General features: G+C 68.1%; 9 protein-coding genes. 7 read left to right on the top strand and 2 right to left on the bottom strand.

What is annotated here, in order from left to right; translation table 11 throughout:
* Nucleotides 1-172: 172 nt before the first annotated feature.
* Entirely contained in the window at nt 173-1,453 is a 1,281-nt protein-coding gene (locus tag AAGI91_11790; protein MEM1043297.1) for a beta-propeller fold lactonase family protein, read from the bottom strand.
* Between the two features lie 206 nt (nt 1,454-1,659).
* Here AAGI91_11790 and AAGI91_11795 point away from each other — a divergent pair, with 206 nt between their 5' ends.
* From AAGI91_11795 to AAGI91_11825, 7 genes are all read left to right on the top strand, one after another.
* Nucleotides 1,660-5,133 (top strand): methylmalonyl-CoA mutase family protein, encoded by a 3,474-nt coding sequence (locus tag AAGI91_11795; GenBank protein MEM1043298.1) that lies wholly within the window; start codon nt 1,660-1,662, stop codon nt 5,131-5,133.
* Nucleotides 5,133-5,456 (top strand): DUF4258 domain-containing protein, encoded by a 324-nt coding sequence (locus tag AAGI91_11800; GenBank protein ID MEM1043299.1) that lies wholly within the window; start codon nt 5,133-5,135, stop codon nt 5,454-5,456. The genes AAGI91_11795 and AAGI91_11800 overlap by 1 nt, the downstream gene beginning before the upstream one ends.
* A gap of 259 nt (nt 5,457-5,715) precedes the next feature.
* Nucleotides 5,716-6,276: a Uma2 family endonuclease gene (locus AAGI91_11805; GenBank protein ID MEM1043300.1), complete on the top strand. Its 561-nt coding sequence runs from the start codon at nt 5,716-5,718 to the stop codon at nt 6,274-6,276.
* 175 nt (nt 6,277-6,451) lie between these two features.
* Nucleotides 6,452-6,928 carry a hypothetical protein gene (locus AAGI91_11810; protein ID MEM1043301.1) on the top strand — a complete coding sequence of 159 codons (477 nt, stop codon included), beginning with the start codon at nt 6,452-6,454 and terminating at the stop codon, nt 6,926-6,928.
* 60 nt (nt 6,929-6,988) lie between these two features.
* Nucleotides 6,989-8,761: an aminodeoxychorismate synthase component I gene (gene pabB / locus AAGI91_11815; GenBank protein MEM1043302.1), complete on the top strand. Its 1,773-nt coding sequence runs from the start codon at nt 6,989-6,991 to the stop codon at nt 8,759-8,761.
* An 82-nt stretch (nt 8,762-8,843) separates the two neighbouring features.
* Complete coding sequence (locus AAGI91_11820) at nt 8,844-9,467, top strand: DUF937 domain-containing protein (protein ID MEM1043303.1); 624 nt, start codon at nt 8,844-8,846, stop codon at nt 9,465-9,467.
* Between the two features lie 94 nt (nt 9,468-9,561).
* Nucleotides 9,562-10,392, top strand: coding sequence for a polyphosphate kinase 2 family protein (locus AAGI91_11825; protein ID MEM1043304.1), 831 nt, complete (start codon nt 9,562-9,564; stop codon nt 10,390-10,392).
* 51 nt (nt 10,393-10,443) lie between these two features.
* On the opposite strand, the gene AAGI91_11830 is transcribed toward AAGI91_11825, so the two are convergent.
* Nucleotides 10,444-12,180 (bottom strand): sulfatase-like hydrolase/transferase, encoded by a 1,737-nt coding sequence (locus tag AAGI91_11830; protein MEM1043305.1) that lies wholly within the window; start codon nt 12,178-12,180, stop codon nt 10,444-10,446.
* Nucleotides 12,181-12,244: the final 64 nt, after the last annotated feature.

A 12,244-nucleotide genomic window follows, 5' to 3' on the forward strand; every position in this document is an offset into this window, starting at 1 on the left:
AAACGCTGCTCTGCTACTGTTACCTCCTCACATCGAGTCATTCCCGACCCTGATCGGGAATCCAGAAGGCGTACTACAAGCTCTGGATTCCCGCCTGCGCGGGAATGACGGCTGTTTTTGAGGAGAACGCTGAGACCTAAACGCTGAGACCTAACCGAGTCCATAACACGCTCTAGAAAACGGCCACGCCGACAGCCGTGCCCGGAAGCCCACCCACAGTGCCGATGCCGCTGAGCGAGCCGTTGGTGCGTATGCGGTAGGCCGAGACCGTCCCGTCGTTGCGGTTGTGGACGTAGAGGTAGCGCAGCGCGACGCCCATGTCGTGCGGGGCCGCGCCGGTCGCGGCGGTGATGCCGTCCTCGTCGAGCCGCGTCAGCGAGCCGTCGAGCCCGATGCGGAAGCCGGTGACGGTGTTGCTCGCGGTGTTGGTCACGTAGGCGTAGCGGCCGATCACCCGGGTCCAGCAGGCGGCGGTCTCGTTCGTTGGCACGACGCCGTCGAGCACGGCGAGACCGTTGCCGGCGCGCTCGTACGACGAGAGCGAGCTGCCGTCCGGCACCGGGCCGTCCGGCGCGTTAGCCTCGCTGACGAACAGCCGCCCGTACTGGTCGAAGTCGAACCCGAACGGCGTGACGCCTGCCGAGGGGGTGACGCGGGCACCGCTGAGCGTTCCATTGGCCCGGACGTTGTAGGCGACGAGCACGTTGCTCGGGCGGTCGGTCACGAGGAGGGCCCGGCCGCCTGGGGCGAAGCCGAGCTGCGGCGGGGCCATGACGCCTTCGGGGAGCGTGCGGATGCCGCCGGTGACCGGCGTGAGGGTGCCGGCCGGGCTGAGCCGGAAGCCGCTGACGTTGCCCGGCTCGCCCTCGCGCCCTCCGTTGAGCACGTAGAGCAGGTCACCGCTGAGCGTGAGGCTGAGCGGGAGCGGCCCGCCCGAGGGCACAGAGCCGACCAGTTCCAGCGAGCGGGCTTCCTTCAGGATGCGGAAGACCGAGACCTCGTCGCTCCCCGCGTTGACGGCGAGCAGGAACGAGCGGCTCGGCGTGACCAGGACGGGGTTGGTCGATCCGGCGATGGCACCGCCGGAGCCGGTACCGCCGGTGGCGTAGGTGCCGGCGGGCGAGAGCTGGCCGCCCTCGTCCCGGAGGAAGGCGACGACCGCGTTGCCGTTGGCGTCGTCGGTGATCGAGAACGCAGCCCCGACGATCCGGTCAGCGAAGCGGGCAGCGTCGAGTTCGGAGGAAGCGAGAGCGTCGGCGAGCGGCGCGTCGCTGAGGAGCGTGCGCTCGAGCACGTCCGGCGCGAGCATCTCCTCGTCGTTCAGGGTCTGGGCGAGGGTGGGCGGAGCGCCATCGGCGTCGGCCGGGTCGGTCGCGGAGTCGCATCCGTTGAGCACGAGCGCGACGGCGAAGAGCACCGCCATCAGGCGGAAGGGGATGAGGGAGCGGATCATGGTGCGGTTGGGTTGGATGAGTAGAGCAGACGCGTGGGATGGCTCAACCTAGCCCGCCGCTCGGTTGCCGAGATCACAGGCCTGTTCTCTTCCATTCACGGGCATGTAACGTTTCGGTCACGGCACGCCCCGAGGCCGCGAATCTCCGGCCCCGGACAGGCGTTTGCTATCTTGCTCCACCCTCCGCAACTCGCTGCCTTGCACCCATGGAAACAACGCCCTACACGCCGACGCACCCCGTCCGCTTCGTCACCGCCGCCAGCCTCTTCGACGGGCACGACGCCTCGATCAACATCATGCGGCGCATCCTCCAGGCCTCCGGTGCCGAGGTGATCCACCTCGGGCACGACCGCTCCGTCCTCGAAGTCGTGAAGACGGCTGTCGAGGAGGACGCCCACGGGATCGCCATCTCGTCCTACCAGGGCGGCCACGTCGAGTACTTCAAGTACATGGTCGACCTCCTGCGCGAGCAGGGCTGCGCGCACATCCAGGTCTTCGGCGGCGGCGGTGGGGTGATCGTACCCGAGGAGATCGCCGAGCTCGAGGCCTACGGCGTGGCGAAGATCTTCTCGCCCGAGGACGGGATGCGGCTCGGCCTCCAGGGCATGATCAACCACATGCTCCGGGTGTGCGACGTGGACCCAGCGTACAGCGAGCAGAGGGCAGAGGGCAGAGGGATAAGGGGCCAGGGAGGAGAGAGCACAGGCGTGGTCGTGCAGCCTAAGGCGACGGACGCGCGGGCCGTGGCGCGAGCGCTGACGAGTGTGGAGCAGGGCGGCGGCTCGGCGGGCGATGGGGCGCAGGGTGACCCCGCCTTCCGCGACGCGACGGCCACGGACCACCGCGTCCCCGTCCTCGGCATCACCGGCACCGGCGGGGCGGGCAAGTCGACCCTCACCGACGAGATCACACGCCGCTTCCTGAGCGACTTCGCCGACATCGAAGTCGCCGTGCTCTCGGTCGACCCGACGCGGCGGCGGACCGGCGGGGCGCTCCTCGGCGACCGCATCCGCATGAACGCCACCTACGGCGAGCACGCCGACCGGGTCTACATGCGCTCCTTCGCCACGCGCCAGGCCCACCGCGCCACCAGCCAGGCCCTCCGCGACTCCATCGACGTGTGCCGCGCCGCCGGGTTCGACCTCATTATCGTCGAGACCGCCGGCATCGGGCAGAGTGACACCGAGGTCAGCGAGCTCGTCGACGTCTCGCTCTACGTGATGACCCACGACTTCGGCGCGCCGACGCAGCTCGAAAAGATCGGGATGCTCGACCACGCCGACCTCGTGGCGCTCAACAAGTTCGAGAAGCGCGGCAGCCGCGACGCGCTGCGCGACATCAAGAAGCAGGTCCAGCGCAACCGCGCGGCCTTCGACCGACCGCCGGACGCCATGCCCGTCTTCGCGACGATGGCGAGCCACTTCAACGACCCCGGCGTCAGCCGCCTCTACCTCGCCGTCCTCGACCGGCTCCGCCCGCTAGGCTTCGACCGCACGAGCGCGCTCTACGACGCCGACGCGCTCCCCGAGCCGGACCCGTCCGAGCAGGCCGTGATCCCGCCCAAGCGCCAGCGCTACCTCGCCGAGATCGCCGACCGCTGCCGCGACTACCGATCCTGGGCCGAGGGGCAGGTCGCGCTCGCCCGCAAGTGGGGGCAGGCCGTCGGCGCCCGGGCGCAAGTCGGGGACTGGCAGCCCGAGGACCAGGAGATGCTGAAGGCGCGGCTTGACGAGATGGCGACGTACTGGTGGGACAAGCTCGACCCCCGCTGCCGCAACATCATCGGGAACTGGGACGGCCTCGCCGCGAGCTACCGGCAGGACGAGCTCGTCTACGAAGTCCGGGGCCGCGAAATCCGCCAGCCGCTGACCCACGAGACGCTCTCCGGGACGAAGGTGCCGCGCGTCGCCCTCCCCCGGACCGAGGACCCCGGCGAGCGCCTCCGCTACGCGCTTCTCGAAAACCTCCCCGGCTACTTCCCCTTCACCGCGGGCGTCTTCCCGCTCAAGCGCACCGGCGAGGACCCGACCCGGATGTTCGCCGGCGAGGGCACGCCGGAGCGGACCAACAAGCGCTTCCACCTCGTCTCGCTCGGCCTCCCGGCTAAGCGCCTCTCGACCGCCTTCGACTCGGTCACGCTCTACGGCCGCGACCCCGACGAGCGGCCCGACATCTACGGCAAGGTCGGCAACGCGGGCGTCTCGATCTGCACGCTCGACGACATGAAGAAGCTCTACTCCGGCTTCGACCTCGCCGACCCCAAGACGAGCGTCTCGATGACGATCAACGGCCCCGCGCCGACGATCCTCGCCCTGTTCATGAACACCGCCGTCGACCAGCAGGTCGAGCAGTTCCTGCGGGCCGAGGGCCGGTGGGACGAGGCCGAAGCCGTGATCGCCGACAAGCTCGGGGACGACCGGCCGGTCTACACGCCGTACGAGGCCGGCGACCTCCCCGAAGGCCACGACGGCTCCGGCCTTGGTCTTCTCGGCTGCACCGGCCAGGACCTCGCCGACTGGGGCGTGCTCGGCCAGGCCGACTACGACCGCATCCGCGCCGAGACGCTCAAGGTGGTGCGCGGGACCGTGCAGGCGGACATCCTCAAGGAGGACCAGGCCCAGAACACCTGCATCTTCTCGACCGAGTTCTCGCTCCGCTGCATGGGTGACATGCAGCAGCATTTCATCGAGCACGACGTGCGCAACTACTACTCGGTCTCGATCTCCGGCTACCACATCGCTGAGGCGGGCGCGAACCCCATCACCCAACTCGCGCTCACGCTCTCCAACGGGTTCACCTACGTCGAGTACTACCTCAGCCGGGGGATGGACATCGACCGCTTCGCGCCGAACCTGTCGTTCTTCTTCTCGAACGGGATGGACGCCGAGTACTCCGTCCTCGGGCGCGTCGCCCGGCGCATCTGGTCGGTGGCGATGCGCGACCGCTACGGCGCGAACGAGCGGGCGCAGAAGCTGAAGTACCACATCCAGACCTCGGGCCGGAGCCTTCACGCCCAGGAAATCGCCTTCAACGACATCCGCACCACGCTCCAGGCGCTCGTTGCGATCTACGACAACTGCAACAGCCTCCACACCAACGCCTACGACGAGGCCATCACGACCCCGACCGAGGAGAGCGTCCGCCGCGCGATGGCGATCCAGCTCATCATCAACCGCGAACTCGGCCTCGCCAAGAACGAGAACCCGATCCAGGGGGCCTACATCATCGACGAACTGACCGACCTCGTCGAGGAGGCCGTGCTCGCGGAGTTCGAGCGGATCAACGACCGCGGCGGCGTGCTCGGCGCGATGGAGACGATGTACCAGCGCGGCAAAATCCAGGAAGAGTCGCTCTACTACGAGCACAAGAAGCACGCGGGCGATCTTCCGGTGATCGGCGTCAACACGTTCACCTCGGGCGACGGGGTGATGGAGGAGACCGAGACCGTCCCACTCATGCGCTCCACCGACGAGGAGAAGCAGCGCCAGATCGCCAACCTCCGCGCCTTCCAGGCCCGCAACGCCGAGCATGCCGCCGAGGCCCTCGACCGCCTGCAGACCGCCGCGCGCGACGGCGGCAACGTCTTCGCCGAGCTGATGGAGACGGCCCAGGTCTGCTCGCTCGGCCAGATCACGACCGCCCTCTTCGAAGTCGGCGGCCAGTACCGCCGCAACATGTGATGTCTGAGACGCTGGTGCGTATCCAAGCGCTCATCCGCAAACGAAATGTGCGCGTCTCCGCTCACGGATACGACGAGTTGGCTGCCGACGATGTCCTCTTCCGGGACGTGCTGACGGGCATGCCCGATGCCGAAATCGTCGAAGACTATCCTGACTACTACAAGGGACCGTCCGTGTTAGTGCTGGTCTATGACGACGCGCAGCAGCCGATTCATGTCGTGTGGGGCATCCCGAAAGGGGCCAGCGGACCCGCCGTGTTGGTGACGGCGTACCGTCCCGACCCCGCTCGGTGGACGGGCGACTTTAGACAGCGAAAGCCATGAAGCGGACGACGACGAAGCTGATTCATGAAGGGTCCTATGCCGCTGAGGTACAGGTAGAGCTTGACGTGACTGATGGCCCCTGGTCGCCTTACCTCGCTCTCGACGAGGCCGAGCGGCTCGACGCAGTCCGAGTCGCACTGCGAAGCGGGGACGTCCAGACGGCGTCGCAGTATGGACGAGTGTTCCGTCTCAGGCCTGTCGAGGCGTGACCGCCCTCTTCGAGGTTGGCGGCCAGTACCGCCGCAACATGTGAGATTCGGTGGACCGAACGATTCGGATGGTGCGGGGGCAGACGCTGGCGGATTTCCGCCGGCTGCCCGAGGGCACGCTCGTAGAACTGATCGGCGGGCATCTCGTCTTTCGGCCAACGCCGCTCGTGCAGCACCGGCGGGTCGTCGGGCAACTGGTCTGGCTGCTGGGGGACTTCGTCGAGAGCCGAGACCTCGGCGTCGTGGTGAGTTGGATCGATACTCGGCTCTCGGACGCGGATGCTTTTCAGCCAGACCTCGTGTTTGTATCGCACGAGCGGCTCGGCATTCTCGGCGAGCAGGAGATCGAAGGCGCACCGGACCTCGTGGTGGAGGTCCTCTCGCCGAGCACGGGGTACTACGACCTTACGCAGAAGCGCGAGGCCTACGAACGCGCAGGCGTGCGCGAATACTGGATCGTAGACCCCGAACGGCAAACGGTGGAGGTGCTGACGCTGGACGAGGGGGCGTACCGGACGGCAGCGAAAGCAGAGCGAGCGGGGCGCATCGGGTCGGTGCTGCTCGAGGGCTTCGAGACCAGGCTGGAGCGGCTTTTTCTGGCGGTGGGCTGAGCGTGCGGCGTGCCGTCTCAGAATGCGTCATTCTGCAAAAAATGAAGCAATGACGAAGGCCGTTGAAACAGGGGGGCGACAAAGCCGGTGGCTTATTGCCTTCCCCGGCGCTCTGCACGGACTTTGCGGGAGGACCCCTGACCAGCTACTCCTTCCTCCTTCCCGCCAACGACTCATGACCTCTCCCGACCGTAAATCTTCTGCCTACGTCGAAGCCATCGTCCGCGAGGCTGTCGCCCGCGTGCTGCACTCGGTGCGCCGCCCGCTCCGTGCCGCGGGCTACGGCGGGCCGCGCACCCCGCTCGTGCTCTCCGACGTCCAGCACGACTTCTTCGCGGGCTACCTCTACGGTGCCCTCCAGCGCCTGCTCGAACTCGGTGAACTGAGCGAGGAGGAAGACATCGGCCGGGCCACGCACCGGCTCTACTGCGGCCTCTTCGGGTTCGAGGACAACGAGTACGGCCCCTGGCACGTCTGGGTCGTCCGTGAGGGGCTCCATAACCTCCAGCGCCCGCACGTCTTCCTCGGCTACTGCACCGGACGCAACGACGTCGTCAACCAGCTTCGGCACGGCGGCGCGCACAACGCCCTCGCCGATGCCCTCCAGCACCTCGACAACAACGACGGCGAACCCCTGTTCGGCATCGGCTAGACAGCAACGGATCACGCGTACGCGTTGGGCGTAGCGGCATTCCCTTCTGCCGCTGCGCCCTTGCTGTTTCCCCCCGATTCTGTCCTGCTCGACGCCGGCTGGCCCGACGCCTCCGGCCAGGCGTCCGGTGCGCTCCTCTTCACCCGGCCGGAGCGCGTCCTCACGGCGTCCCGCCTGAGCGAGATCCCGGGCCTGCTTGGGGAACTGGACCGCGTGGCGGCAGCAGGACGGGTAGCGGTGGGCTACCTCGCCTACGAGGCGGGCTACGCCTTCGAGACGATTGCGGCGCTCAAACCGCACGCCGGGCTGCTGGCGTGGTTCGGGGTCTACCGAGCACCCGAGCGGCTGAGCGAAGAGGACCTGGAGGCGCTGCTGAGCCAGGCCGGTGCGCACCGCCTCACCGAGACACAGTTCGCCATCGACCGGGCGACCTACCGGGACCGCATCGAGCACATCCGCCATCACATCCGCGAGGGGGACGTCTACCAGATCAATTTCACCGCGCCGTTCCGGTTCGGGGTCGAGGGCGATCCGGTCGGGCTCTACCGGGCGCTGCGCGAGCGGCAGCGCGTCGGCTTCGGGGCGCTCCTCCGCGCGGGCGACGACTGGGTGCTCTCGCGCTCGCCTGAGCTTTTTTTCCGGCGCGAGGGCGAGCGCGTCGCAACGCGGCCGATGAAGGGCACGGTCCGTCGCGGTGCCACCGCGCGCCTGGACGAAGCCCAGGCCGGCTGGCTCACCGCCGACGAGAAAAACCGCGCCGAGAACCTGATGATCGTCGACCTCCTGCGCAACGACCTTGCGGTCGTCGCCGAGCCGGGGTCCGTGACCGTGCCTGCGCTGTTCGAGGCCGAGCGCTACGACACGCTCTGGCAGATGACCTCGACCGTCGAGGCGAAGCTGCGCCCCAGCACCGGGACCGCTGACCTCGTGCGAGCGCTCTTCCCGTGCGGCTCGGTGACGGGCGCGCCGAAGATCCGGGCGATGCAGCTCATCCACGAACTCGAGGCCGCGCCGCGCGGGGTCTACTGCGGAGCCATCGGGCTCGTCGCGCCCGGCCGGGCAGTCTTCAACGTGCCGATCCGCACCCTCGCGCTGCGCGGCGGGCAGGGGACGATGGGCATCGGCAGCGGCGTCGTGTGGGACTCCGACCCCGAGGCGGAGTACGACGAGTGCCTCCTCAAAGCCCGCTTCCTGACCGAGCCGCGGGCGGACTTCGCGCTCCTCGAAACCGTCCGGTGGGAGGGAGGCTACGCGCTCCTGGACCTTCACCTCGGCCGGCTTCGCCGCGCCGCCGCCTACTTCGGCTACCCCTTCGACGAGACCACGCTGCGCGCCCGGCTCGCCAGTCTTGCATTCGAGACCGAGGCCCCGCACCGCGTTCGCCTCACGCTCGACCGGCACGGGTGCACCGAGGCTGAGGCGACGCCGCTCGCCGAGGTGCCGCTCGTGCTCCGCCGCGCCGTCGTCTACCCCGAGCCCGCCGACTCCACCGACCCGTTTCTTCGCCACAAGACAACGCACCGGGGGTTCTACGACCGCGCACTCGCGTGGGCCGAGCCGCGCGGCTTCGACGAGGCGATGCTCGTCAACGAGCGCGGCGAACTGACGGAGGGCACGCGCACCAACCTCTTCGTCCGCGAGGGCGGCCGGCTGTGGACGCCGCCCCTCGCGTCCGGCGGCCTGGACGGCGTCTACCGCGCCCACCGCCTCGCCACCGACCCTGAGGCCGGGGAGCGCGTGCTGCGCCCGGCGGACCTCGTGCGCGCCGACGCCGTATATCTCGCCAACGCACTTCGTGGTATGCAGGCCGTCACGGTTAGCCTCGATGCGTGACAGGGCTGACAGCGCAGCCCTCTCCATTCCCCCCACGCCCTTCCAACTACGAGTGCGGAGCACTCACAACCCCTCTCCCGTCATGGCAGGCATCCTCGACATACTCGGCCCCGCGCTCAGCGGCGGCACCCTCCAGCAACTCAGCAGCGCCGTCGGCACCGACGACCAGACCACGCAGCGCGCCGCGATGGCCGCGCTCCCGGTGATCCTCGGCGCGATGAACCGCAACACGAACGACCCGCAGCAGGCGCAGTCGCTCGCGAGCGCCCTCGAGCGCGACCACGACGGTGGCATCCTCGACAACCTCGGCGGCTTCCTCGGCGGCCTCACTGGGGCGGGGGCCCCCTCCGACGCGGCTGGCGTCAATGCCCGCGCGGCCAACGGAACCGGCATCCTCGGCCACATCTTCGGCAACCAGCTGTCCCAGGTGCAGCAGGGCGTCGGCAAGGCGACCGGGCTCGACAGCGGGCAGGTGATGAAAATGATGGTGGCCCTCGCACCGATGGTGATGGGCTACCTCGGGCGCCAGAAGCGCCAGCAGAACCTGAACGCGGGCGGCCTCTCGGACCTCCTGGGCCGCGAAGCCTCGAACGCCCGCTCCGCCGCGCCGAACGATCTGATGGGCATGCTCGGCGGCCTCCTCGACCGCGACGGCGACGGCAGCCCGATCGACGATGTGCTCGGCGGCCTGCTCGGCAAGCGGTGAGGCCTGGAGAAAAGGAAGAGGACCGAGAGGAGAAAGAAGAGAGAGGTGTTCCCTGCTATCTTCTCTTTCTCCTCTCTCTTTTCCCCTTCGCCTCATGACCATCGACCTCGACCGCTACCGCATCGTCCCCGGCGAGACCCCGCGTCTCGACGAGCGCGACACCGCCGACACGCAGGGGCTCTCCGAAGACCAGGACGAGGACCGCGTCGACGACCAAGTCGAGGACAACCTCGACCGGATCGACGACCTCCAGGAGCGGCTCTACGCCGAGAGCGAGCAGTCGCTCCTGATCGTGCTCCAGGCGATGGATGGGGCAGGCAAGGACTCGACGATCCGCAGCGTCTTCGGGCCGCTCAACCCGCAGGGCGTCCGCGTGGCGAGCTTCAAAGCGCCGACGAAAGAGGAACTCGCCCACGACTTCCTGTGGCGTGTCCACCGGCAGGCTCCCGAGGCCGGGCACATCCGCATCTTCAACCGCTCGCACTACGAGGACGTGCTCGTCGTCCGCGTCCACGAGTGGGCCGACGCCGAGACCATCGAGCGGCGCTACGACCACATCAACCACTTCGAGGCGCTTCTCGCCGACCGGGGCACATGCATCCTCAAACTGATGCTCCACGTCTCGCCGGAGTACCAGCTCGAACGGATGCGCCGCCGCCTCCGCAAGCCCGACAAGCACTGGAAGTTCAACCCCGAGGACCTCGAAGAGCGCAAGCTCTGGGACGACTACCAAGACGCCTTCGAAGTCGCCCTTGCGCGCTGCTCGACCGAGGCTGCGCCGTGGTACGTCATCCCCGCTGAGGAGCGGTGGTTCCGCGACCTCGTGGTGAGCCAACTCGTGCTGGAGACGCTGGAGGACATGGATCCCCAGTACCCCGAGCCGTCGTTCGACCCGGCCGATTTTCCACCCGACGAGATCAGCTAGTTGGCTCCGCTGTGAGGCGGGGAGCACACCGCAGCAGCCGTGCGCAGCGGACTACCGGGCGCGGGTGGCCTTGACGGTGTGCGTGCCGGACGGACTTGCGGCACGGACCACGAACGTGCCTGAAGCCGTCGCGGGAAGCGCGAACCGGTAGGTGCTGGCTTCCAGAGGCCCCTCCCATAGCAGGGCAATGCGCCGGCCCAGCAGGTCGAACACCTCCAGCCGTACGCGCTCCTCCATGCCGAGGGTGAGTTCGACGAACGCATCGCCTGCGCCTGGCCGGGAAGGGTTGGGCGCAACGCGGAGTTCGGTCTCGGGTGCTCGCACCGCACGCTGCACGGCGGTCTTGGCAGGGGAGTCCATGGCTGTAGGCCGTGCGCCAACCGACTTGCCATAAGGAAGGAGGTCGACGAGCATGGCTAGCGTGTCGGGATAGACGGAGGCCAGGTCCGTCACCTCGTTGGCATCGGTAGAGAGGTCGTAGAGCTCCGGCGGGAGGGGCGCGCCCGCCGCGTCGTACGGGCGCACGAGCTTCCACTGCCTAAGCCGGTAGGCGTCGCCGTGGACGGCGTTGACCGTGGCGATGCCGCCGCGCGAAAACACAGGTCCCCCCGCGAGGTGATCGCCGAGATCGATCCCGTCGACGGGGTGGTCGAACGGGATGCCTGCGAGGCTGAGCAGCGTAGGTGCCACGTCGATATTGCCGGCAAGCTGTGCGCTGACGCCGGGAGCGATGTGCCCCGGCCACGATACGAACGAGGGCACCCGGATCCCGCCCTCGTACGGCTCTTTCTTGCCACCGCGAAGCGGCGCGTTAGAAGCGCCGAGTTCGACGAACCCGCCGTTGTCGGAGATGAACCAGATGACGGTACGGTCGGCCAATCCGTTTCGGTCGAGGGCGTCCATGATGCGTCCCACCTCGTCGTCGAGGACGGCAACCATGGCGAGGTACCGCTTCCTCAAAATGGTTCGCATGCGGCTACCGCTTATCTCCACGCCGTCGAAGCGGGAGAGATACTCTTCCTCCTGGCCGATAGGAAGCTGGAGCACACCGGTCCTCGTCATGACGGGGGGCCGTCCAAAATGGGGAGCGGTGAAGGGGAGGTAGAGGAAGAAGGGAGGTGAGGCCGCGCCCGCTTCGGGACGCTCGTCGATGTACGCCACGGCGCGGTCACCGAAGAGCTGGGTTGCATAGCCGAGGGAGTCCTCCGGTGCTGGCCGCCGATTCTCCCACCAGTCGAGATACTCGTCGCCGTGCCAGTGAGTATTGTAGTCGATGCCCATGAACGAGCCGTAGAACGAGTCGAAGCCGTGGTGCAGCGGGTGGAACTGGCTGTCGGTGGTATCGCTCACGAGGACCGAGCCGTGGCCGAGATGCCACTTGCCGATCAGGGCGGTCTGGTAGCCGTTGGCCTGGAAGGCTTCGGCCAGGGTGCTGTCTCGGTCGTCAATGCCGTTCTCGGTATCGTGCCACACGAGGTGGTTGAGTAGCGCAGGGTTGTCGGCGCGGAACGGATAGCGGCCGGTAAGCAGGGCGTAGCGCGACGGCGTGCAGACCGGGCTGCCTGCGTAGAAGTCTGTGAACCGAAGACCCTGCGCCGCGAGCGAGTCGAGGTGCGGGGTGAGCGCGTCCGTGCTGCCGTAAGAGCCGAGGTCGTCGTAGCCCAGGTCGTCGACGAAGATGAGAATGACGTTGAGCGAGTCGTCTGCGGTCGGGCGGGCCAGGGGGGCCGCCGCGCAGAAGACCAAGCAGGCGAGGAGCCGCCACGCGCTGACGAATCGGTAGAACATCAGTAGATTATTGTGGAGCCTAAACGTCGCGGGCCGTCCGCGGAGCCGGGAAGGCCAGTCTGTT

Source organism: Bacteroidota bacterium (assembly GCA_038746285.1).
GTDB lineage: Bacteria > Bacteroidota > Rhodothermia > Rhodothermales > JANQRZ01 > JANQRZ01.